The organism is Oliverpabstia intestinalis, from assembly GCF_009696065.1.
GTDB classification, from domain to species: Bacteria; Bacillota; Clostridia; order Lachnospirales; family Lachnospiraceae; genus Oliverpabstia; species Oliverpabstia intestinalis.
In genome coordinates this window covers 37959-63169 of the sequence record NZ_VUMS01000018.1, presented here as the reverse complement: position 1 = coordinate 63169, position 25211 = coordinate 37959, and the positions used below count along the sequence as shown (strand labels likewise).

The window sequence follows — 25211 nt, the reverse complement described above, 5'->3', positions numbered from 1 at the left end:
GCCTTATTAAAGTGCACCTAAAATGTCCGGTTATCTACATTTCATTCCAGAATTCGTGCTTTGCACGAATTCATCCTTGTTTTGGTTCAGAATTGCGAACGAGCTTAGCGAGTTTCGCAATTACCTATTCTTTATATACTCTCTGAATCTTTATCCTGTCGGTTTCTCGAAACATTATCCATAGGTCCTGATGGCCTCCAGAAGCTGTGTATCATTTTGATTGGACGGCATGCTGGCGTTTTCTGTCTCATTTTCCAGAAGCAGTCCCGAGCCGCTGTATACAGAATACACACAGAATGTTTCTGACCAGCTAACCGGATCTTCACCCTTCTGATACCATTCGCCACCGGTTCGTGTCACCTCCATTGTCAGATACGTCCTCCCCTTCTCCTGGGAACAGCTCCAGGTTCCTTCATAAGCCTCTGTTTCTGTATCATCGTAGTTCTCTTCGTCCACGCCATATTCTCTTTCACACCACGAAATATGTAATTTCCCGCCTTTTCGGAATTCCAGAAAATAGTTTCCATAACTATCTGTACTTCCCATCGCTATCTGAAGTTCCCAGCTAGTGTCTGCCAGATCCTTTTCTTTCAGCTCCATACTGACATCTCCATACCATCCTCCAAATCTGCTGGCACCGCAGGCGGCATAATCCGTAAAATCCTTAGCCTGGGGCTCATCCGACTCGGTGACAGGGATTGCCACGCGTCCAAGCATATCCATCATGGGATACCAGTCTGCCTGGTAGCCGGCTTCTGTTCCCATGGAGATCATAGCCGTAGCATATCCTCCCACTCCGTTACACATCACAAGATATGGTTCTCCGGTCTCGGAGGAATACAGTTGCCCTACTTCATCCATCTCAAAAGTCTCAAAGTTCATCCTCTGTTCTATGATCTCCACCGGATCATCACCGCTTCTCGGAACAACGCAAAACAGCTGTCCGATTTCGTTTCCAATGATCCTTTCTTCAGGAATCATCTTTACAAATGGATATTCCTCCGAAAAATCCGGAAAGTTTTCTTCGATCCATTCCGGTATCCGGTCTGCATAGGATTCGTCCACTTCTCCAAGAAAGGCCACTCCAAAGTTCTGAAGGGTTCCTTCCATGCTCTGGCGGAAAGCTTCCAGAGACTTCTCTGCTTTCTGTTCTTCTGTCTCTTCTTTCTTTTCCGGTTTTGGAGTAGTCTCCAGTTCTTCCGGCTGTTCCGGTTCCTCTGTAGTGGAACTGTCTTTTATTTCCGGTTTTCCGGCCTTGTTGGCTTTGATGGGAACCGGTTCGGCATCCCCATTCTCCGGGAGTTCTCCATCCGCCGTTCTTCCATTTACCATGCCGTCTCCGTCTTTCTTGTCAATACATCCGGTAAATATGATCAGCGATGTAATGCAGAGCGTTCCTGTAAGAAGGGCTCTGAGCAATATATTTTTATTTTTCATACATGTTTCCCCCTTTATAAAAGATTTCGAGCGCACCTAAGATAGATCGGGAGGGATGAACCCTCCCGATGTACTGCGAACAGATTGCCCATGTGGTAATCTGTTATTCTTTATTGTAACCGTTCAGTACCTTCACAGTTACGATTCAAAATTCATTTAAAATCACCTTCGGTGATGGGATTTTGGTGTATTCATGCCAAAACACCTCGCGGGACAGTGGCTACTGAATAGTTACTCTTTATTTATCAAAGCTTCATAGGTGTGGGACATCAGGAACTGCCCCGGATCATCCTCGGTCATATTTTCCATGATATTTTTTAAGCTTTCTTTTGAAGCATCGTCTCCACGCTCCATGATATATTTCATTGCGATTTCTCTTCCTCTTCTGTCTGCATCCTGATCCGCTACGATATCCAGCATCAGGTTATTAATTTCTGCCTCATCAAAATAGGTGGCTTCTTTCTTCCAGTCTTCATAGCTGGTGCCCATGCTGGAAGCACTTCTGAATGCGCCAACCGTTGTCCAATATGGAATATCTCCGTTGCGTGGCTTCTGTGACAGATAATCTATCGTTATGCGATATGCCCTTTCATTGGTATATCTATGGCTGGGGTAATCATACCACATATAGGTCAGGGAAGTGATGCACGCATCGTGGAACCGAACCAGACTGCTGTCCTTCAGAACTTCCTCCAGCGGATCGATCACCCGGTCATCGTGGAGTCTTCCGGCATACTTATATGCACACGTTCTTACTTCCTCATCCTCATCCCCCAGCAGTTTGAGAATGGCATCTACCATGCCGTCAATACCCATAGCCCATTCAGATCCTATAGCAAGGGCTGCCTGTTTCCGGACATTGGCGTTCTCGTGCTCGGTCATATTCAAAACGAACTCTGCAACCGCCGGATTGCTCACGGCACCTCCAAGACTTCTTAAAGCGGCAAATAATACTACAGGTTCTGTTTCCTTGGCCAGTACTTCTTCTGCCATCTTTTCTTCCTCACTGCTTGTGCCAAACAGGCCTCCGATCGTAGTGAATGCATAGGCGCGAACGTTGGCATTCTCACTGTGGAGCATGTTATCCCTGATTGTTGTGGTATATGGAATCTTACAGCCATCATCCTTGAGGATTTTGAAAGCTTCATCGGTAATATTTTCTTCTCTGCCATAAAAGTCTTCTGTATAGTTTGCATAAGCATATGTAGAATAGAGTGCCAGTGCTTCGTCTTCTGTGATATTTTTCACGTCTTTGATACGATCTATCAGATCCTGAGCAGACATACTTTCATATTCTTTTTTCGTAACCTGTGCCGGTTCATAATCATCGTCCGAGAAATCTGTTTCGTTCTCGGTATCCGTGTCTTTATCTGATTCTTTGGTTTCTTTGTCCTCCTTTGGTACCGGTGTTTTGGGCGGAGCATCCGTTTCGGCAGAATCGTCTCCGGTATCTGTCGTTTCTACTCCTGAAGTTGTGTCTTTATCCTTGTTTCCGTCCTTTCCACAGCCTATAGGCATCGCCAGCATAGCTGCGACCAGCAGCATGCTAATAACTTTTTTCCACATCATAAAGTTTCCTCCCTTCGTTTCTGCAAAACTTTTTCTATGATTGACCTTACCTTCTCTATAATTATATTAAACAATATAAAACCAGTTTTCACTATTACTTGTGTTAGTTACCGATATTTGTTTGTCTGTTTCCTGTCAGAAAATGTTTTTACAGTTAATTTCCGCGAATCGTCAGAATACATTATTCAATTACGCATTTCATAAAAGTTCTCTATTTTCTATATTTTTCTATGTTTTTTCAAAAAAGCTGTTGACAACCAGTGTTTTTTCATGTATAGTACATTATGTTGTTGAGATGCAACAGAACTTCATAATAAAAGTTGTGCAGGAATGGCGGAATTGGCAGACGCGCAGGCTTCAGGTGCCTGTGGTAGCAATATCGTGCGGGTTCAAGTCCCGCTTCCTGCACTATTTTTTTGTCTTTGTACAGGCTGACTTCTGTTCTATATTTATTTTCTGCAATCGTAAAAAGATCGCTGCATTCACATTTTTCTGTAAACACAGCGACCTTTTCTTTCATCTCTTATTATAACTGTTCAATACCCTCACCGTTTCCTTTTATTTTTCAAGCACAAATGCTTCATACGGGCGAATCGTCATCTGTTCTTTGATTTCTCCTTCCGGATAGTTTGCGATCAGATAACTTCCCTTGCGGAATTCCTCCGGAATCTCTACTGCTACTTCTTTTTCACTGAAGTTACATACCACCAACAGTTTTTCCTCTCCCAATGTTCTTGTATACATATAGATTTCTTCGGATTCCGGCAATAACAGATCATAAGTTCCGTATACGATGATCTCTTTTTCTTTTCGCAGTGCGATCAGCTTTCTGTAATAATTAAATACAGATTCCGGATCGTCGACCTGTTTCTTCGCATTGATCTCTTTATAGTTCGGATTGACCATGATCCATGGTTCTACAGTAGAAAATCCTGCATAAGCACTGTCATCCCACTGGAACGGTGTTCTCGCATTGTCGCGGCTCTTACGGCACAGATAACGCATCATTTCTTCCGCGGTAAATACATGCTGCTCTTCTACCAGTTCTCTGTAAGCATTGATGCTGTCCAGATCACGGAACTGATCGATCGATGTGAACGGAACGTTCGTCATGCCAAGTTCTTCTCCCTGATATACATAAGGAGTTCCCTGCATCATGTGAATACAAGTTGCCAGCATCTTTGCAGATACATCATGATATTTTGCGGAATCATCGGCATATCTGGATACCGAACGTGGCTGATCGTGATTCTCCCAGAACAGACTGTTCCAGGCAATATCCTCCAGACCTTTCTGCCATTTGGTCAGAACAGCTTTCATCTCGCGCAGATCCATCTTTTTATCGGTCCATTTGTTATCCGCATCAGCATCCACATCCATATGTTCAAACTGGAATACCATATTCAGCTCTTTTTCATCGCTTCTTGCGTATTTTTTAGCTTCTTCCAGAGTCACACCGGAACACTCGCCTACGGTAATGGTATCCGCATTGTTTAATACTTTTTCACGCATCTCCTGCAGATATTCATGGACATGAGGACCGTTTGCCGGCTCATTAAAGCTTGCGTATCCATTGATTCCCGGCTTTCCATCCGGCAGATCCGGCTGTTTGGAAATCAGGCTGATAACATCCATACGGAATCCATCTACTCCTTTTTCCAGCCACCAGTTCATCATGTCAAATACTTCTTCCCGGACTTTTGGATTATCCCAGTTCAGATCCGGCTGTTTTTTCGAAAACAGATGCAGATAATACATATCCGTTTCTTCATCATAATCCCATGCCGGCCCGGAGAAACAGGAGCCCCAGTTATTCGGTTCCTTTCCATCTTTTCCATCTCTCCAGATATAATAGTCACGATATGGATTGTCTTTAGACTTTCTGCTCTCTATAAACCATGGATGTTCATCGGAGGTATGGTTGACTACCAGATCCATCACGATCTTGATTCCATGTTCATGAGCTTTAGCAAGCATCCGTTCAAAATCTTCCATTGTTCCGAACTCAGTCATGATTGCACGATAGTCGCTGATATCATATCCGTTATCATCATTCGGGGACTGATATACCGGGGATAACCACACAACATTCACTCCCAGTTTTTCCAGATACTCCATCCTTTCCGTGATACCGTTCAGATCACCAATACCATCCCCGTTGCTGTCCTTGAAACTTCTCGGATAAATCTGATATACGATACTTTCCTTCCACCATTTTTTCTCCATAGTCTTATTTTCTCCCTTTTTCTATACTATTCTGACTTTTCCTGTTCACCGATTCTCCGAATCACTTCCGTCACAAGTGCGCGGAATTTTGGTGCTGCAAGATCGGCGGCTTCCTGTACCTCTTTGTGGGACAGCGGCTGTGTACTCAAACCTGCTGCCAGATTCGAGATAAAGGAAATTCCAAGAATTTTCATTCCCATGTGGTTGGCTGCCACAGCTTCACATGCTGTACTCATTCCCACAGCATCTGCCCCCAGGGTCCGTGCCATCCGTATCTCCGCCGGTGATTCATATGCCGGACCGGTAAACTGCAGATAGATTCCTTCCTGAAGCTCAATATTCAATGATTTGCTGCTCTCCCGGATGATTTCCCGGTACTCCCTCCGGTAAATTTCACTCATATCCGGAAAGCGCGGTCCAAGATCGTCCATATTGGCTCCGATTAACGGTGATGGCACAAAACTTGAGATCTGATCCGTGATCATCATCAGATCGCCGGCATGAAAGTTCTCGTTGACTCCACCGGCTGCATTGGTCAGAAACAGGATCTCTGCACCCATTTTCTTCATAAGACGTACCGGAAGTACCACATCCTGCATCGGATAGCCTTCATAATAGTGTACCCGTCCCTGCATCATAACAGTAGGTACACCTTCTACCTTTGCAAATACGAACTGCCCTTTATGTCCGGCTACCGTAGACCGTGGAAATCCTTCGATGCTCTCATATGGAATGGTTTTTTCCACTGTTACATGTTCTGCATAATCCCCCAGACCGGATCCGAGGATCAGTGCCAGTTTCGGTACAAACGGCAGCCGCTCTTTCACCGCCTCATAACACCGATTCAGTTTTTCTTCACTCGTCATCGCCGTCCTCCTTCTGCACACAGGCATCCCATACTTCCTGCTCTGCATCCTGTTCCGGTGCTGCCTTTTCTGTTTCTTCTTTCTGCACTTCTTCAGATTCTTTCTCCGGTTCTTTACCTTCTTTTTCTTTCGTCTCTTCCTCTTCTTCTGTCTCTTCTACAGAACCCTGGGTAAACCAGTCTTCCTCTTTTTCTTCCTCTTCTCCCGGAAGTTCCGCACCGCAGTACATACAGAATACAGCATCTTTCGGGTTGGAGATTCCACAGGCTGGGCATACATTTTTTCCCTGTTTGGCAGCCATGCTTTCTTTACACTCTGCCAGTTCTTTCTGAAGACCCATAACCACTTCACAGTGACCGGTCAGCTCTTCATCCGGTGTATCGCCATCTACGTAACGCCGGTATACGATTTCACCGAGATCTGCATATTTTTTCCGTATCTCTCTTTGCAGTGTCCGCACTTTGTTTCGCATCTTCTGTGTCTCAACAAATTCCTCTGTTTTCTTTCCTACAGCCCCTGCTGTTTCCGTAATCGTCTGTTTAATGCTGCCAAATAAATCTTCGTTCATAAGTCATACCTCCTTGAATATAAAACCCCATTTGTATCCGTTTTACTGCAACAACAGCGGCTCCTGTCCTCTTAAAAGGATCTTCGGACCACCGGTGTGTTCAATATATTCTTTGGTGATGATCACCTCTCCAATACTGTCGTCCTTTGGAATCTCGTACATAATATCCAGCATGTATTCTTCCAGAATCGCTCGCAATGCTCTCGCACCGGTATCTTTTTCCAGTGCTTTTTTTGCGATTGCACGCAGCGCATTTTCTTCAAATTCCAGTTTGACTTCGTCCATCTCCAGTAGTTTTTCATACTGTTTCAGGATTGCATTGCGTGGCTCTTTAAGAATCTTCACCAGCATGTCTTCATCGAGTCCCTGCAATGTGAAAATGATCGGCAGTCTTCCAAGAAATTCCGGTACCATACCGAACATTCTCAGATCCTCCACCGTTACCTTATTCAACAGATTTTTATCATTGTCATATTTATCTTTCAGATCCGCCTGAAAACCAATTGCTGCCTTTTTGTTTAACCGTTCTTTGATGATTTCCTCCAGATCCGGGAATGCACCGCCACAGATAAATAAAATATTGCTGGTATTTACTGTAGTCAGTGGTACCATGGCATTTTTACTGTTCGCTCCCACCGGCACTTCCACATCACTGCCCTCGAGAAGCTTTAACATCCCCTGCTGTACTGCCTCACCACTGACATCTCTCTGGTTCGTATTCTTCTTTTTTGCAATCTTATCGATCTCATCGATAAAGATAATTCCATGCTCTGCCCGCTCCACATCATTGTCTGCTGCCGCAAGTAGTTTGGAAACTACGCTTTCGATATCATCACCGATATAACCTGCTTCCGTCAGCGAAGTCGCATCCGTGATCGCAAGTGGCACATCCAGCAGTTTCGCCAGCGTCTGCACCAGATAAGTCTTACCACTTCCGGTCGGTCCGATCATCAACATATTGGACTTTGCAATCTCTACTTCACCATTTTTCTGCTCTGCGCTGAGTACTCGTTTATAGTGATTGTACACACCAACCGAAATCACCTTTTTCGCATGTTCCTGACCGATCACATATTCATCCAGTTTTTCTTTGATCTTATGTGGCGGCGAAACATCCTTCATGGTAAATTCCTGCTTCTTTTCTTCCGTTTTCTTTTTCTTCTTCACTCTTTGTTTCTCTGATACCTGATTCGGAATACTCGACAGATCCATCATGCTGATATTGGGCATGTGGCTCATCAGATCCCCGTAATTCATATTGCTGTTATTCATGGTATCAAAACTTTTCTGCATACATTCCGTACAAATATGTATATTCTGAGGAAGCGTGATCATCGGTCCTGTCTTGCTCTCCGGTCTCCGACACATAAAACAGACTTTTTCGTATTCATCTTCCTTCGTATTTTCATCAGAAGTCTCTCGCCCCTGCTTTTCTTTTTCCAATAAATCCTTGTCTTCTGACATCCGTTTATCCCTTTCTCATCCCACATTTTATGAGACACTGTCCCCGAAACCACCTGTCACTCCTGTGTACTTCCAGTTACTTACCCTATATTATAAAACAGAATCTTCTTGCCCTCAAGTAAACTTTTTCTAAACACAGCTTTCAGCATACTGTCTCCCCCTATTTTCCTTCTGGTCTCCCCCTCTGAATAAGTTCTATCCCTTCATTCCTTTTATTTCCTGCCATTCCCACCATATTTCAACTTTCTCCCACCGTCAACGCACAGCAGCAGGGGTTCCCACCAGGGTCCGGCAACACTTTGTGGGCGTTTAGAGCAAGCTTTAAGATCCAGTCCTTAGAAGAACTTGACAATGAGCGGCTCTCCGCGAACTGGCATTTAGTTCTTCTTAGGACTTAGCTTAAAGTTGCTCTGCCCACGTTGCCGGACTCTGACGGGAACCCCTGCCGCGTCCGTCTATGATACTACTTATTCACTTACTTACCCTGCTGGGGATCTGCCTGCTTCATCTCACTCTTCTTTCCAAGAGTAACCGAAACCGTCTGCTCCTGATACTCCCCGTTCTGTGCCCGGCTGATCACAACCTCCACAGTCTCTCCTGCCTGATAATACTCCAGTTTTCCAACCAGATCCGAACTACCGGAAACCGTCATACCGTCAAACTTGACAATCACGTCACCTTTCTGGATACCTGCTGTCTGTGCCGGTCCGCCCTCTTCCACAGAATCTACAAAGGCACCCAGTGGGATACCGTAAGTCTGTGCAGAAGTAGAATCTACATTCAGACAAGTCACACCGATATAACCCGCATGATCTTCATCCGCCTTATATCTTGTCTCGCGGTTCATCAGTTCATCCAGGATTGGCTGTGCCACAGATACCGGAATCGCATAACCCATTCCTTCTACTTCGGTGGCTGCCGCTTTCGCAGAGTTGATACCAATCAGTTCTCCCTGCATATTCAGCAGTGCCCCACCGCTGTTGCCGGGATTGATTGCTGCATCTGTCTGGATCAGCTTCCCGGTTGTCTTTCCGTCTTCGTCGGTCACTTCACGATCCACCGCACTGATCCATCCGGAAGTTACGGACTGTCCATATCCCAGTGCATTACCAATGGCAACTACCTGTTCCCCGATTTCCAGCTCATCGGAATTGCCGATGCTTACTACTTTAATGGATTTCAGAGTATCTTCATTCATATCCGAAATTTTCACAGCGACTACCGCCAGATCGTTATCGGAATCCGTTCCCTTGACCTGAGCTTCGTACACCGCATCATCATCAAAAGCAACCGTTATAGTATCTGCATCAGCTACTACATGATTATTCGTTGCTACCAGGATCTCACTGTCATTCTGTCCTACAATGATACCGGAACCGGAACTCTCGCTCGGATACTGCTGCACACCGCCAAAGAAATCCTGTACCGTTTTTACAGACGCATTCGTAATAGATACAACAGACGGCATACAACTTTTTGCCACCTGTGCAACGGTGTATTCTCCCGTTGTGCCTGCGCTTACTTCCTCCGTTGCATCACTTCCGCTTCCTGCTGCACTGTTACTGTCCCCGGCAGCATTCTCCTGCTGTGGCAGTTCCGTGGTCGGAAGCTGATACTCTGTTTTCTGTTCATTTTTAATTTCTTTATTCGCGATCATACTGGATCCGATGATAATACCGCCTGCAACTACACCAAAAAGTACCGCCAGACCAAGCGTTACTATTACTTTTTTTCCTGTTCCGCCCGGTTTTCTGTGGTCCTGTGGTTGATTCTGATCCTGCTGTGGCTGGTAATACGTATAATTTCCGTACTTTCTCTGACCGGTCACCGGACCGTTCTGCGTACTCTGTTCCCGGCTCGTCCAGGAATTCCCACTCTGATACGCTCCGCCATTTTGTGTATTCTGGTTATTCTGACTGTTTCCCGCACAGCCCCAGTTACCATTCTGATAGCCCCCGGTTGTCTGTCCGGAAGAACTGCTGTCTTCCATCTCTTTTGTTGTATGATTTCCATCGACCGGCTGTCCCCAGCCTCCGTTATCCTGTGATTCGGCTGCTGTTTCTGTGTAATTTTGTGTATCCGCTGTCCCGCTGACATCCTCCCGGTAATTCTGATTCTCATACGTATTCTGGCTGGCACGTTCTCCGCCGTCCGCTCCGTTCTGGCGTTTCTGATAATCCGGATTTACCCAGTGATAAGAAGCTGCTTCCCGCGAATTCTCCGGCTGTGCACCACTCTGCTGCACCGGCTGTTCCTGTGGCTGTACCGGAGTATCCGTCACATCCGCCGGCTGTTCTTTCTTCTCCTCTTTCCCCAGCACTGCTTCCCACGGATATCTCGGTTTTTCTTCCTCTGTTTTTGCAACCTGCCCGTCACCGTTTGTCGCTGCTTCTTCCGTCATTTCTGTCACTTCCACCCGCTCCGATACTTCAGGTTCCTGACTTTCTGTCGCCTCCGGCATTGCTTCTGCGGTTTTCCCTGCTTCCGGTTCTTTTACAGCTGTCGCCTCTGTCACTTCAGATTCTTCACCGGCCGGCTGCTGATTTTCTTCCTGTTCTGTTCCCGGCATTTTCCATTCATCATTCATCGTTTTTCTCCCTGTCCTTTATATGTCTTCACATTCTTTTTCACGTTTTGTATATCTGTTTATCATATCCGAAAATTGTGTTAAAACTGTGAACTTTCCCGCTTATTCCCAATATTTCGGATTCATCGTACAGCGAGGGATCACCCACTTTGGAAGCTTCTGATATCTCTTTCCCAGAAGATAGCCCAGATATTTCCAGCCGCTCTGCCATACCAGCTGGATCACCAGCCATGGTTTTCCCTGTCTGCAGAGCCAGCCGGCAGTTTTTTTCACCAGACGGATCCCCTCTCCTTCCGATCGGATCCCGGCAAAAACTTCCGGATGATCTGCCTGTGAAACCGCCAGATCAAAGTTCCGGTGAAACTGCTGGATTGCCGAATAATTGTGGGAATGTACCACCTTTGCCTCTGCCGCATAAGCCACTCCATATCCCTTTTGGATCAGTTCTCCTGCAAAGATCATATCTTCATTAAAAATGGCCTTCTGTACAAACCCCCCCAACTGCAGATACAGCTCCCGTCTGTACATTGCGCACACATTGGAACAAAAATACGTCTTGATACCGAGTTCCGGCAGGTCTGCCAGCCATTTCACCCGGCTTTTCTCCGGATAATTAAACTGTCTCGTATACTGTTCCATCAGCCGGCAGTCTTTCCGTGGCAGCTGTCTGGCATAGGCAGCTCCGATTTTTTCATCCTGTTCAATCGCCTCCACCAGTTTTTCAATCAGATGGCAGTCTTCCGGCAATGCATCCTGGGTCATAAACAGCAGATAATCTGCCCGGCTCATCCGCGCCGCCTGATCCCTTGTCTTTCCATGATCGAATTCCTCTCTGGTCAGATGGTGCACTTCCATCGGAATCGTCGTTTTCTCATAAGCTGCTTTCCAGTTTTCCTTTCCTGTATTCATCACGATCAGACGGTGTACCGGCCAGGTCTGTCCTTCCAGTCCGCGCAGCATCTGTTTCCACCCTTCTCCCGGACGATAAGCCGGGATAATCACATCTACCGTTTTCTTTTCCATAATCTGCTCCATTTTCTATATATGTGAAAAGAACTGTCGCACTTTTCACGACAGTTCTTTATTTTCCATTTTTTCTTCTTACTCCGTATCACTCTCACGATAAGCTGCAAGGGAGCCATCTTCCGAATGATCCAGTCTTGACTCTTCTCCAAATCCGCTCTTATCCACAATTCGCTGGCTATATGCCTTCACTTCTTCGGAAGGTGTATAACTGTCTTCCGGATACAGGAATTCATGCAGTTTGATCACATTTGATTCCAATGTGACCGGAAGTACTACATCAATTCCAACCGCATCTTTCACACGCTGTCCATACAGATGATCAAATGGAAAACCAGTTTGATCTTCAATATCATAGGATAACATACTCATTCCCATTTGCAGAATTTCTGCTTTTGAAAAAGATGTATAGATATTTGGAAATACTTTATCTAGAATTTTACTCAATGTAGCGACATCTGCATTTTTCGCTTTCTCTACGATTTTATAGATAACTTCTCTCTGTCTTGCCGCACGACGGAAATCATTTCCTGCTGTATATCTGATTCGTGCATATGCTACTGTCTGCACACCATTCAGATGATGTACGCCTGCTGTTTTTTTAAGTGGCGTATAATCCATACCTGTTACTTTTGATGTTTCCACACAGTAATTATTCAGATGAACCACTTCTTCTTCTTTCAATTCCACATCGATTCCGCCAAGCAGTTCCACGGCTTCCGCAACCGCCTGAAAATCTACGCTTACAAAATCTGTCACATTCAAATCCAGATTGGTATTGAGCATATTCAGAAACTGTTCGGCACCGCCTTTTGCATATGCAGCATTCGCTCTGTTATACTGACCATTTCCTTCCGAATCTTCGCCAATCCGCAGATACGTATCACGATATACTGAAACCAGTTTCACTTTCTTGGTATCATTGTCGATACTTGCAATAATCATAGTATCACTGTTACCGGATTTTAATTTATTACTGCGATTATCCAGGCCCACCAGACCGATGGTCGTATAACCTTTCATAACTTTATTATTGCTGACGCCGGAATTAACTCCAATCTTGCTGAAATCAAGACTCGTAAAATTCATCTTGCCAAGTTTTGCATATATAAAAACACCTGCAATCAGAATCAGCAGAATAAAAATCTCGATTCCGAAAAAAATTCTTCTGCGTCTTCTTTTCTTTAATAATCTCTTCTGTTTTCTGGTCAACGGCTGTTTTTTAGACATAGGTTTCCCTCCCTCTTTCGTATCCCCCGAGGTTTACTGTTCCAGGGAAGAATCATCATATCCCTGTGTATCATCTGTTACATCTGTCTGGCTTTCTTCCTGCGGATCTGCAGAGCTCTCTGCCGGATTCGCAGACTCTGTATCCGATTCATGATAAGCTGCCAGTGAACCATCCTCCGAATGATCCAGTCTGGATTCTTCTCCAAATCCACTGATTTCTATAATTTTCTGACTGTATGTTTTCACCTCATCCGAAGGAACATAACTGTCTTCCGGATACAGAAATTCATGCAGTTTGATTACATTAGATTCCAAAGTAATCGGAAGTACACAGTCAAGACCGTCCATTGCGTCTTCTACTACCCCTCCATATAAATGATCAAATGGGAAACCTGTCTGATCTTCAATATCATAGGAGAGCATACTCATTCCCATCTGCAAAATCTCCGGTTTCGTCAGAGATGTTTTGATGAGTGGGAACACTTTATCCAGAACTTTGCTAAGGGTACTGATACTGGAATTCTTTGCCTTTTCTACGATCTTATATATAACCTCTCTCTGTCTTGCCGCACGTCTGAAATCGTTTCCCGCTGTATAACGAATTCGCGCATACGCTACAGTCTGTACTCCGTTCAGATGATGAACTCCGGCAACCTTTTTCAGTGGTGTATAATCCATACCGGTAACTTCTGACGTCTCTACACAATAATTGTTCAGATGTTCAATCTCCTCTTCTTTCAGATCAACATCGATACCGCCAAGCAGTTCCACCGCCTCTGCAACGCCTTTAAAGTCAACCGTTACATAGTCAACAATATTAAGATCAAGATTCTTATTCATCATGGTCATCATTTTTTCCGGACCACCTGTACAGAACGCAGAATTTGCCTTATTGTATACATTTTCGCCGTCCGAATTACTTCCAACCCTAAGATACGTATCACGGTATATAGAAACCAGTTTTACCTTTTTGGTATCGTTATTGATACTCGCAATGATCATCGTATCACTGTTGACATCACCATCCAGTTCTCCTTCTCTGCTGTCAAGCCCAACCAGTGCAATACTTGTATAACCTTTCATAACCTGATTTTCTTCCACACTTTGATTCACATCCACATTTTCAAAATTCAGGTCTTCGTAATTCATATTTCCGAGTTTCGCATATACAAACAGTCCGCCCATCAGGACGACCAGAATGATAATTTCCAGCGCAAACACTACTCTGCTCATCGTACTTTTCCGGCGTCTGCGTCGGATTCTTTTCTGTCTGTCCGTCAGGTTTTTCTCTTTCGCCATGTATTTACTCCTTATTCCTTTGTTTTTCTATCTTGCGGACCCTCTTCCTAATATGCGTTCTTGTTAATAAAGCCTTTAAAAAACGTCAGCAAAATAATTTTTACATCCAGTCCGACAGACCAGTTTTCAATATAATACAGATCATAATCTATTCGTTTCCGAATGGATGTATTTCCTCTGTAGCCATTGACCTGTGCCCAGCCGGTAAGACCCGGACGTACCTGATGTTTTACCATATATCTCGGGATCTCTTCCCGGAATTTTTCCACAAAAAACGGCCGTTCCGGTCTTGGTCCCACCAGACTCATATCTCCTTTGAGAATGTTAAACAGCTGTGGCAGCTCATCGATACTCGTCCGTCGCATCAGCTTCCCGATTCCGGTTACCCTTGGATCGTTTTTGACGGTCCATGCCTTCTTTTCACTTTCCTTCGACTGTACTTCCATTGAACGGAACTTATACATCATAAATGTATGATTATGCAGTCCCACCCGCTCCTGTTTGTATATCAGCGGTCCCGGAGAAGTCAGCTTGATCATGATCACAGCAAACAACATTATCGGAGAAAACAGAATAATTGCAACGATCGATCCGAAAATATCCATCAGCCGTTTTACCACCGCATTGAACGTATTAGTCAGCGGTACATAACGGATATTGATGACCGGAAGTCCCAGTAAATCTTCTGTATATGGTTTTGTCGGAATGATATTATTGTAATCAGGAATAAACTTCGTGTGTACTCCTGACTTTTCACACATTGCCACAATTTCCTGCAGCCGGTAATATTCACTCAATCCCAAAGTGATTGCAATCTCATCCAGCCTGTTTTCCGGCAGGATCACCATTAGATTTGCGATTCTTCCAAGCACTTTAATTCCGCGGTACATAGTTCCGGCTTCCACATTATCATCGAGGATTCCACGGATCTGATATCCCCACTGTGGATTTTCAAGTATCCGGTCAATATATGCTTCTGCTGCCTTACTGTAACCAACCAACAGGATATGCTTCTGATTCAAACCTCGTTTACGGATATCCCGCAACAGATAACGAATCGTGATACGGACCAATTCTTCCAGGAACATATTTATAAAATAGAAGAAAAACAACATATCACGGGAAAAGTTGATTTCTTTGAGCCACACATAAATGCACCCGATGATCAACAATATTCCCACCGTATTGGCTTTTACAATATTAGAAAATTCCAGTCTGCGTCCCTGCACCCGTTTCGGTGTATACAGATTAAACGCATAATACAGGATCAGATAAACCGGTACGATTCCAACCAGCGCTGTCATATACCATTCAAAAGATAAACTTCTGACCGCATCTACTGAAAAGGGACCCACGAATTTTAATGTCCATGCCAGCAGATAAGAAACAATGATCACAACAGCATCAATCACTACATGCATACGATTAAAGTACTTCTGATTATCTTTAATCAATATTTTTCACCTTTTAGTATTTCTGGTATGTTTTGTATTTACAATATTACTATAATACGCAATATACAAAACCACAACCAAACATTTTGTTAATTAGCTTACACTTTTCTTACATATTATAGTCAGGATATATTTTCCTGTCAACAAAACTTACGTTCTCCAATGTTTCTCTCATCCAAATCGTTACTGTTCACGCTGCACGATGCACAGAATTTATGCTAATCGCATAAATTCGCGCGATATATCTCGGGTTTTCTGTGACCTTCGCTCGCAAAAAACACCTCGCGTGATATTACCAGTGAACAGTAACGTCAAATCTCCGTATCACATTGATCCACAACTGCAATTGAATCTTCCCGTAATTAGGAAGATTTTTCCAAAAAAACGGTACTTTTTTATCTTTTTTACACAGTGAAAAACCATTTTTAATCCCTGCTGCATATTCCCGCCCATATTTCTTTGAAGCAAAGAATATAAGTTTCACAGTGAATCCCAGCACCAGAAAAGGCAGATTCAGTAAGATCTGGAGCAATGGCATATTTTTATAAAGCATATAAACATTATTTCTGGAAGAATATCTGATTTTAAACTGATTATAGCGTGATCCTGAAGTTCCGCTTCCCACGTGATACACCCCTGCCTTCGGCAAATACCAGTTTTCATACCCTGCTATCTGTGCCCGATATCCAAGATCAATATCCTCAAGATACGCAAAATGTTCCTCATCAAATCCTCCCAGCTGCTTTACCAGTTCTGTCCGATAAATAGCAGCTCCGCCACAGGAAGCAAATATTTTCCGCTCTTTTCTGTATTTTTCTTCCGGTTTTCCCTTCCCAAGCGCAAACGCCCAGCCAAGACAGTTATAATAATTTCCGGCATCGTCTATCTTTCCCCGATCATGAAACTGCAGCATCCGAGCAGCTGCAGAAAAAGCATTCTTTTTCCTTTCAATTCCCCGATACAGTTCCAGCAGAAAATCGGGCTCTGCCTCGGTATCATTATTTAACAGTACTACATATGGTGTCTGTGTTGCTTCAATTCCGATATTCACTGCTTTACAAAAACCAGTATTTTCCGCAAGTGCAATTACCCGTACCCATGGATATTTTTCTTCTGTCAGTTCTCTGCTCCCATCTACGGAACCATTGTCCACAAATATCACATCGAATTCAGAAAAAGTCTGTCGTTTCAAACTGTCCAGACAACGTTCTACATACTGTATCCCATTAAAATTAGGAATCACAACAGTTATCTTCTTCATGGTATCTCCTTCCTTACGCACGCAGCGAATAATTCCATTTGCTCAACGTAAGGTTTTTATTATAATAAGGATCTCCCTGCTTTAACAAATCGATCCATCTGGTCCGCATAAATTCTATCTCCTGCTGGAACCGGCGCACTTTGTCTTCACTGTCCTCCGATCCCCTGGATTTGGATTCGTAATGATATAATTCCACCCTCGGATTATAGACCACAAGATATCCTGCTCTCACGCACCGCAGGCAAAGATCCACGTCGTTAAACGCCACTGTCAGTGCTTCTTCAAATCCATCCAGACTTTCAAAAACAGTTCGCTTCATCATCATACATGCGGCAGTCACTGCGCTCAGATCCATCTGCAAAGATGCTTTGTGAAGATACCCACTTCTCGAACGTGGCATATTTAAGAATGCATGACCGGCGATCCCGCCGATTCCGATGATTGTTCCAGCATGCTGGATCGTATCGTCCGGGTAATACAGTTTTGCTCCCACGATACCCACTTCTTTCCGTTGGCAGTTCCCCAGCATTTCTTCCATCCAGTGAGGATTGATCACTTCCACATCATTATTCAAAAACAGCAGATACTCTCCGGAAGCCGATTTTTCTCCGAAATTATTGATGGCTGAATAATTAAATCCGGATTCCCAGATCACAATTTTTACGTTATTCCGTTTTTTCAGTTCTTCATAATATTCCCAGGTTTCTTTCTCCTGGCTGTTATTTTCTATGATGATTACTTCGTAATTGCAATATGTAGTTTTGGAAAATACCGAATCCAGACACTGTTTCAACGTATCTTTCTGATCTTTGTTCGGGATCAGGACCGACACCAGCGGGGTTCCCTGCACCGGATATTCCACCTGATAGAAACCAAGATCTTTCGTATGACTCACGGTTCCCTCCACACCCTGTCGTTTCAGATGTGCTTCAATAGCTCTCTTTCCCGCCTCAAACGCATACATCTTGCTTGCCGGATTATCCGCCGTGGATGCCTGATGCGTCCGCCAGTGATACAGCACCTCCGGGATATGGCAGATCTTCTTCGCGGCCTCCGTACAACGGAAGATGAAATCATAATCCTGTGCCCCGTCATACTCTCTGCGGAACCCGCCCACCTGACGGATCAGACTGGTTCTCACCACGAAGAAATGTGTAATATAATTATTGGATCTTAACAGATCCACATTAAAATCCGGTTTGAAATGTGGCTGAAAATGTTCGCTCAGATCCGTCGTTACTTTATCTTCATCCGAATAAAAGACATCCGGCTCTTCTCTGCTCTGATTCAGTGCCTCCACGATCCGGTACAGTGCCTGTGGTGCCAGCAGATCGTCATGGTCAAGCAGACCGGTATATTCTCCGGCTGCCATCTCCATCGCTGCGTTCGTATTTTCCGCGATTCCGAGATTTTCTTTCAGATTCTCCACTTTTACTCTGGCATCTTTCGAGGTGTATTCCCGGAGTACTTCCGACATCGCTGCATCCTCGGGGCTTGCATTGGCGATACACAGTTCCCAGTTTGTATATGTCTGCACCTCCAGTGATTCTATCATTTCCCGCAGGAATTTCGCCGGTGTTTTATATGCCGGAACAACCACACTGATCATTGGCTGTTTTTTCCACTGTTTCCTTCTCTGCCCTTCCAGTTCTTTTTCCGAAGGTTTGTGATTCTCAAACCATGGACCATAAGGCACTTCTTCCGGCTCCATCCGCTCACACAGACGCACCCAGAACTCTTTCGGTCCGTATTGTTTCAGATAGCGGATCCCCTTTTTTATCGTATACGGTTTTATCTTTTTGAGATAACGCATCCAGTTTCCTGAACTCATCGATACTCCTTTCTGTTGCCTCTTATCTGCTTTCGTAACTGTCCAGTGTCTTCCCGGTTAACAGTTGCCCTCTGAATAGCTACCTGTCTTCTATCGTCTCATACTCCGGAAATTCTTTCAGTGCTTTTACCACTTCCGCTGCTTCTTCCAGGGACAGACTGTAGTACATCGGCAGACGACACAGCCGTTCGCTCTCTTTTGTCGTGTAAACATCCTCGCCATGGAACCGTCCAAACTTCTTTCCGGCTGTTGCAGAGTGCAGTGGAACATAATGGAAAACACTCAGGATCCCACACTCTTTCAGATAAGCCAGAAGCTTTGTACGCACCCTCAGATCTTTTACTTTGATGTAATACATGTGGGCATTGTGTGTGGCATACTCCGGAATATACGGGCGTTCCAGCACCCCTTTGTCTTCCAGTTCTTTCAGTTCTTCGTGATAGAAGTTCCAGATGGACAATCTCTTATCATTGATCTTGTCTGCCTCTTCCAGCTGCGCCCACAGATAAGCGGCATTCATATCGCTTGGCAGATAGGACGATCCATAGCCCACCCAGGTATATTTATCAATCTGTCCACGGAAATACTGGCTGCGGTTTGTTCCCTTTTCCCGTAAGATTTCTGCAGGTTCCAGGTATCTGTCATCCTGAAAGAGAATCGCACCGCCCTCTCCCATGGAATAATTCTTTGTCTCATGGAAACTGTAGCAGCCAAAATCACCGATTGTTCCAAGTGCTTTTCCTTTATAAAAAGCATTTACTCCCTGCGCGGCATCTTCCACCACTTTCAGGTTATATTTTTTCGCAATTGCCATGATCTCATCCATTGCACAGCTGACGCCTGCATAATGAACCGGCACGATTGCTTTGGTCTTTTCTGTAATTGCTTCCTCAATTTTTGTCTCATCAATGTTCATGGTATCCGGACGGATGTCCACAAACACGCAGGTGGCTCCCCGTAAAACAAAAGCATCCGCGGTGGATACAAAGGTATACGACGGCATGATCACTTCATCTCCCGGCTGAATATCCGCCAGAAACGCTGCCATCTCCAGTGCATGGGTACAGGAAGTTGTCAGCAATACGTTTTTCGTCTGAAACCTGTCCTTCATCCACTGGGAACATTTTTTGGTAAATGGACCGTCTCCGCAGATCATACCGTTTTTTTCTACGGCTTCTTTAATATACTCTGTTTCTTTTCCCACAAACGGTGGGCGGTTAAAACTGATTCTCACTCTTCTCACTCCTGTTATTGTTTTGCTTTGATATCGGATTGTTCCGTACTTTTGAGTCTTGTATCATCTCACATCGTATAAATCAAAATTCCTGCTATGATCAGCAGGTTTCCAACAAGTTTTCCTTTTGTGATCTTTTCGTTCAGGATCACTCTTGAAAAGATCAGAACAAATACATACGCAGCCGTATCGATCACCGGTCCAAACCGCATATCTACTTTTGTATAACACCAGGTGTTCAGAAGCAATACACCGAAAAAGATCCCGTACGCCATGATCACCCGCCAGTTCAGATATTCCAGCAGCGGATGGCTGTATTTTTTATTGGCACTCTGTTTTAAGAGTACCTGGGAGATGGCAGTAAAAAATGTGCCTGCCAGCATCAGTAACATAAACATTCTATTCATAGCGCTGCACCACCCATACGCCGGTGAGAACTACCAGGATACCGATAATATTCCGTACCGACAGATTTTCATGAAAGATCACCACTGCCCAGATCTGCGACCACAACAGGTACACACTCTTGTTGGCATAGGCTGTGGACAGGGAAAACTTCTTTATCACCTGCTGCCATGCAATGGCATAGATTCCGCAGTTTCCGATCATCAGTGCCAGGAACACATAAAGCCAGATACTTCCCAGCCCGTGCCGGTTATACTGCACGGATGCCATCTTGGAAAATACGCTGGTCAGGGAAAACAGCAGAATATTCAGGTGAAGCTGTATGTAATTCTTTACTTTTTCCATTGTTTTTTCCTTTTATTTTTTTGTATATCGTCTTTACGAGCGATACCATATCATCTTATTATACCATTCTTATACTTTCGCTTCAAGAATACTTTTCTATTGCAATTTACACTTACAATCAACTTGGGTCCACTGGCAATTATTGATATGCATTACAGGCAAAAAAGTGCCTCATAACAGGCACTTTTTCTTATTGTTCCATATGTTGTTTTTCTCTTTGTTTGACCTTCCGTAACAGCCAGAACCAGAGTGCGCCAATTTCAATCAGATAACTCACTGCCAGAGAAATACTTCCGCCCTGCATTCCATATTGCTGAATCAGCAAATACGCACCAAAATAGCTGACCGGAAGTATGATCACATTGCATATAACCAGTCCTTTGATTTCTCTCACTACCGTAAGCAGTGCACATAAAAACCACACGATGGCAGTCAGGATCGTACAGCCGATAAGTGGAAGCAGCAGATCTTCATGCGCTGCCACCTCATCCCCGTACAGAAGTTCCAGCCCCCAGTGTCCGAGGATCTTTCCTCCTCCCAGAGCGACAACACTGATCAGCAAAATTGCTGCCATGCATTTGCGAAAGGTTTTCCAGAAATCCCGGATATTTCCACTGCTGTACTGTTCGGCAAACAGCGTGATAAACGGGTTAAATACATAGGATGCTCCCATCTGAACGATCATTGTGGGTGCTGCGACTGATCCATAGATACCGAGTGCTACACCTCCCAGAAGTTTTTCCATGACCAGACGCGGGATCGTCGGAATGACCGATGACATAGTCTGGTAACATAACAGCGGAAAACATTCCGCCATCAGTGTTATATTTTTTTTCTCTTTCAGATGGATCTTTATGGTATCCAGCTTCTTTGCCCGAGGAATATCATACAAAAAGATCACCAGCCAGGAAACCAGCGCCATAGCAAGAATGGCTGCCAGCAGACTCTGTGTCACTGCCAGTACCGCCACAAATCCCACAAATGAAAGGATTCCTTTCACCATCCAGGACTTTCCGATCCAGTCCATCCGCCATTTTTTCTGACAGATTCCGGCATAGACATCGTAGAACGCCTCCGCCATCTTAAACAGGCAGTATGCAACGATACACAGACTCGATCCGTAGCTGTATCCGGCAATCAGTGCATAACCTACACAGACCAGGAATGAAAGGATACAGATGATCAGACGGCTGCTCACATAGATACCGGAGGTATATTTTTCTTTCATGTCCGATACCTGATAATTGCGGATACCCTGCATAGCGATGCTGTAAAATACATTGTTAACCGACATGGCAAGGGTAAGGATTCCCGCTGTTTCCACTCCGGACAGCCGGACCACCAGTACACTGATCAGCCACTGTGTGATCAGATATACCATACTTCCCGCCGAGTTCCAGATAATACTCTTTTGTATTGATACTTTTTTTTCTTCCATTTTTTCCTTTTTGTTCAGCCTACCAGTTTTGTCAGAAGTTTCAATCCGTGCACCCGGAGTGCACACACAAAGATCCACGGTCCGATCCTTTGTACCGCCGGAAGCTGGTGAAAATATCCCACTTTTATGTAGGGATTTTTATAGCATCGTGGGAAACAGGTTTCCATGATTTCCTGTACTTCCCGGCACATCCCGTCCTTCACCTCTTTGCGGCATCCTCTTCCCGTATCAAACAACAGACTCGTCATGATCCTGCTGATAAAAAATTCCAGTTTCAGTGGATCCATCGGATGCTCTTTGTCTGTACAGAATGCAATGGCATCACGCAATTCTCCAAAAGGCAGCTGCCACATCTCCAGTTTCCGGTTTTTGATCGTAGATGTTGTCGACTGGGGATTTGCACGGTAATAATATTCTCCGTCCCCGATGGTCTGAATATTTGTGGCAACGGCTTCTAGTTTTAAGATCAGCGGAATATCTTCACAGATCACGCCTTCACGGAAATGAATCTTCCAGGTATCAAACAGTTGTCTTCTTACCAGACGGTTACAGCAAAGATAAGATGGAATCCGAATCCCTTTTTCCTGATAATTGATCTCATACTTCTGTATGATCTCGCCCCGTTCTGTCACCTTGGTATAATTGCACATCACCATATCTGACTTCTTTTCTATGGCAGTGTTATACATTCTCTTCAGAAAATCCTTTCCTATGTAATCGTCGCTGTCCACAAATGCCACGAACTCTCCGGATGCCATCGCCAGTGCATGATTTCGCGCCGCTGACTGGCCTTGGTTTTCCTGATAGATCACATGGATTTTATCCGGGTATTTTTTTTCATATTCTCTCAGTATCTTCGCCGAGTGATCTTTGCTCCCGTCATCCACCGCAAGGATCTCGATTTCCTCAAGAGACTGCTGTAAAATTGAATCCAGGCATATGCGAAGATAGCTTTCCGCGTTATAAACCGGAACAATCACCGATACTCTGATGGGTTCTTTATTTTCATTTTCCAAATGTCATTACCTCTTCTCCCGGAAACTGAATCTCTACAGGCATATGATTTACCCTGTCTTCTTCATCCGGAAGTTTCATATAATCTCCGTAACATCTGGTCAGGATGGCATCATATCCGCATGGAATCTTCACAGTGATATTCTCAAAAGGCACATCCACCAGCTGTTCAATCTCTTTTTTCTCAATGATCCATTTTTTTGCATCTGCGGCAAAGGTTGTCATCCGAGAACTCCCTTTCTCCGGTTTCTTCATAAATGCCTGATTACACTTTTTCCAGACCATTCCCGCAGAGATTCCGCACAGATGCATTCCACCATGCAGAATATGCCAGATGGATCGCATTACAAAGTCTTTTGCCGGTCCGTACTGGCCGATCTGTGGTTCTTTGACCTTATAGATACTCAGGATCATGCCCCAACGCACCGCCCGGTTCAGCTGTTTTTCCATCTCTGCCTCATCATCAGAAATCTCATCGTAAGGAAAGATATCAATATAGAATCCGGTAATGCTTCCCGACTTTTGCAGACTGTTTTCCACAAAACGAGTGCGATTCATGCGTAGTTTTGCAAAATACAGATGATATTCCGGATCCGTATCCACAGTCTGAAGAAAATACTCTTCCCCGCATTCTTTCTGTGCAATCTGAAGGAATCTCTCATAGTCTTCTCTCGGCATTCCCACATCAATATCATCGTCCCAGGGAATAAATCCTTTATGCCGCACCGTTCCGAGAAGTGTCCCGAACGCCACAAAATAACGCAGATGGTATTTTTCGCAGATTTCGATATATTTGCATAAAATCTGTTTTTCCACATCCTTGATTCGATTCAATATTTCCGTATCGTATTCTCTGTACTGCAAAGCTGTTCCTCCCCACTTTTTTCTGCGTTGATCTTGCACCATTATATCTGTTGTAAAATCCATTGTCAAGGTGAGCCGTTTCCCCGGAAAACCTTGAAATAAAGGATTGAAAATGATATGATGAAGCACAGAACACAACCCTTTAAGAAAGGAAATACAAGATACTATGAGTTTATATTCTGTTGTTGTTCCGGTATATAATTCGGAACATACCTTAACGGAACTTTATACACGTCTCGAGAAAGTCTTCCGTGAAACCGTGCAGGAACCCTTTGAACTGATCCTTGTGGATGATGGTTCCAAAGACCGATCCTACCAGATCATGGAAGAACTTCGACAGAAAGATCCCCGTGTGAAGATCATCCAGATGGCGAGAAACTTCGGACAGCATCCGGCTCTTCTGTGTGGATTCTCTCATGCGGAGGGAGATTTCATCATCACCATGGATGATGATCTTCAGCATCCTCCGGAAGAGATCCCGAAGCTGATCAACACCATCAGAGAGCGGGACGATGTGGATGTCATCATCGCCAGCTATGAAGGCAGAAAGCACGGACCGATCCGCCGTCTCGGAACCAAAGTTTCTGTCTGGGCCACCTCCAAAATGCTTGGAAAAGACCCGAATCTGCAGATCACCAGTTTTCGTCTGATCCGCCGTTTCCTCGTGGATGCCATGTTGCAGACAAACACCTATCTTCCGCAGATCGGCAATCTTCTGGTGTTAAGTTCCAACCGTATCATCAATGTACCGGTGCATCATGATGCAAGAGCCTACGGAAAAAGCGGTTATTCTTTCCGCCGTCTGGTCAGAGACCTGCTTTACGATATCACTTCCCACTCAGCATTCCCGCTGCTTCTGGTACGTGATCTCGGCATCTGCAGTTTTCTGGTCAGTGTGGCACTTGGAATCTTTTTCCTGATCCGCTATTTCCTCTACGGTGTTTCCGTGGAAGGCTGGACTTCCCTGATGCTCGTACTGCTGGCATTTTTCGGTATCACCCTGCTTTCCATTGGAATCATGGGGATTTATCTGATGAATATTCTGAACGAATCCAAGAAAATGCCGCATTATGTCATCCGTAGAAAAGATGTCTGA

The 25211-nt window shown here is 44.5% G+C and carries 20 protein-coding genes and 1 tRNA gene; 2 read left to right on the top strand and 19 right to left on the bottom strand.

Annotation, left to right across the window (positions count from 1 at the left end; genetic code table 11):
- Positions 1-174 precede the first annotated feature (174 nt).
- Positions 175-1437, bottom strand: coding sequence for a hypothetical protein (locus FYJ57_RS10570; RefSeq protein WP_154432602.1), 1263 nt, complete (start codon positions 1435-1437; stop codon positions 175-177).
- A 231-nt stretch (positions 1438-1668) separates the two neighbouring features.
- Positions 1669-3006 (bottom strand): HEAT repeat domain-containing protein, encoded by a 1338-nt coding sequence (locus FYJ57_RS10565; protein WP_154432601.1) that lies wholly within the window; start codon positions 3004-3006, stop codon positions 1669-1671.
- Positions 3007-3330: 324 nt separating this feature from the next.
- Here FYJ57_RS10565 and FYJ57_RS10560 point away from each other — a divergent pair.
- Positions 3331-3414 (top strand) — tRNA-Leu (locus FYJ57_RS10560).
- A 150-nt stretch (positions 3415-3564) separates the two neighbouring features.
- On the opposite strand, the gene FYJ57_RS10555 is transcribed toward FYJ57_RS10560, so the two are convergent.
- From FYJ57_RS10555 to FYJ57_RS10475, 17 genes are all read right to left on the bottom strand, one after another.
- Positions 3565-5232 carry a glycoside hydrolase family 13 protein gene (locus FYJ57_RS10555; RefSeq protein ID WP_154432600.1) on the bottom strand — a complete coding sequence of 556 codons (1668 nt, stop codon included), beginning with the start codon at positions 5230-5232 and terminating at the stop codon, positions 3565-3567.
- A gap of 26 nt (positions 5233-5258) precedes the next feature.
- Positions 5259-6098, bottom strand: coding sequence for a purine-nucleoside phosphorylase (locus FYJ57_RS10550; RefSeq protein WP_154432599.1), 840 nt, complete (start codon positions 6096-6098; stop codon positions 5259-5261).
- Positions 6088-6666, bottom strand: coding sequence for a zinc ribbon domain-containing protein (locus FYJ57_RS10545; RefSeq protein WP_154432598.1), 579 nt, complete (start codon positions 6664-6666; stop codon positions 6088-6090). Before FYJ57_RS10545 ends, FYJ57_RS10550 begins: the two co-directional genes overlap by 11 nt.
- A gap of 42 nt (positions 6667-6708) precedes the next feature.
- Entirely contained in the window at positions 6709-8130 is a 1422-nt protein-coding gene (gene clpX, locus FYJ57_RS10540; protein WP_154432597.1) for an ATP-dependent Clp protease ATP-binding subunit ClpX, read from the bottom strand.
- A 475-nt stretch (positions 8131-8605) separates the two neighbouring features.
- Positions 8606-10717 (bottom strand): S1C family serine protease, encoded by a 2112-nt coding sequence (locus FYJ57_RS10535; protein WP_235904547.1) that lies wholly within the window; start codon positions 10715-10717, stop codon positions 8606-8608.
- A 102-nt stretch (positions 10718-10819) separates the two neighbouring features.
- A complete protein-coding gene (locus tag FYJ57_RS10530) occupies positions 10820-11740 on the bottom strand; it encodes a glycosyltransferase family 2 protein (protein WP_154432596.1) in 921 nt (306 codons plus the stop codon).
- A 78-nt stretch (positions 11741-11818) separates the two neighbouring features.
- On the bottom strand, positions 11819-12970 hold the full coding sequence (locus FYJ57_RS10525) for an LCP family protein (RefSeq protein WP_154432595.1): 1152 nt from the start codon (positions 12968-12970) through the stop codon (positions 11819-11821).
- Positions 12971-13003: 33 nt separating this feature from the next.
- Positions 13004-14269 carry an LCP family protein gene (locus FYJ57_RS10520; RefSeq protein ID WP_154432594.1) on the bottom strand — a complete coding sequence of 422 codons (1266 nt, stop codon included), beginning with the start codon at positions 14267-14269 and terminating at the stop codon, positions 13004-13006.
- A gap of 47 nt (positions 14270-14316) precedes the next feature.
- Positions 14317-15723: an undecaprenyl-phosphate glucose phosphotransferase gene (locus tag FYJ57_RS10515; protein ID WP_106491384.1), complete on the bottom strand. Its 1407-nt coding sequence runs from the start codon at positions 15721-15723 to the stop codon at positions 14317-14319.
- 292 nt (positions 15724-16015) lie between these two features.
- Complete coding sequence (locus FYJ57_RS10510; protein WP_154432593.1) at positions 16016-16984, bottom strand: glycosyltransferase family 2 protein; 969 nt, start codon at positions 16982-16984, stop codon at positions 16016-16018.
- A 13-nt stretch (positions 16985-16997) separates the two neighbouring features.
- Positions 16998-18815, bottom strand: coding sequence for a glycosyltransferase family 2 protein (locus tag FYJ57_RS10505; RefSeq protein WP_154432592.1), 1818 nt, complete (start codon positions 18813-18815; stop codon positions 16998-17000).
- Between the two features lie 79 nt (positions 18816-18894).
- Positions 18895-20049: a dTDP-4-amino-4,6-dideoxygalactose transaminase gene (rffA, locus tag FYJ57_RS10500; RefSeq protein WP_328597469.1), complete on the bottom strand. Its 1155-nt coding sequence runs from the start codon at positions 20047-20049 to the stop codon at positions 18895-18897.
- Between the two features lie 68 nt (positions 20050-20117).
- Positions 20118-20456, bottom strand: a complete 339-nt coding sequence (locus FYJ57_RS10495; RefSeq protein ID WP_154432591.1) for an EamA family transporter — start codon at positions 20454-20456, stop codon at positions 20118-20120.
- Complete coding sequence (locus tag FYJ57_RS10490) at positions 20449-20799, bottom strand: DMT family transporter (protein WP_022171134.1); 351 nt, start codon at positions 20797-20799, stop codon at positions 20449-20451. Before FYJ57_RS10490 ends, FYJ57_RS10495 begins: the two co-directional genes overlap by 8 nt.
- 190 nt (positions 20800-20989) lie before the next feature.
- On the bottom strand, positions 20990-22237 hold the full coding sequence (locus FYJ57_RS10485; protein WP_154432590.1) for a lipopolysaccharide biosynthesis protein: 1248 nt from the start codon (positions 22235-22237) through the stop codon (positions 20990-20992).
- A 14-nt stretch (positions 22238-22251) separates the two neighbouring features.
- Positions 22252-23253: a glycosyltransferase family 2 protein gene (locus tag FYJ57_RS10480; protein WP_154432589.1), complete on the bottom strand. Its 1002-nt coding sequence runs from the start codon at positions 23251-23253 to the stop codon at positions 22252-22254.
- Positions 23243-24115 carry a LicD family protein gene (locus tag FYJ57_RS10475; protein WP_205839953.1) on the bottom strand — a complete coding sequence of 291 codons (873 nt, stop codon included), beginning with the start codon at positions 24113-24115 and terminating at the stop codon, positions 23243-23245. Before FYJ57_RS10475 ends, FYJ57_RS10480 begins: the two co-directional genes overlap by 11 nt.
- A gap of 166 nt (positions 24116-24281) precedes the next feature.
- Between FYJ57_RS10475 and FYJ57_RS10470 the strand changes: the two genes are divergently transcribed.
- Positions 24282-25211, top strand: a complete 930-nt coding sequence (locus FYJ57_RS10470) for a glycosyltransferase family 2 protein (RefSeq protein ID WP_154432587.1) — start codon at positions 24282-24284, stop codon at positions 25209-25211.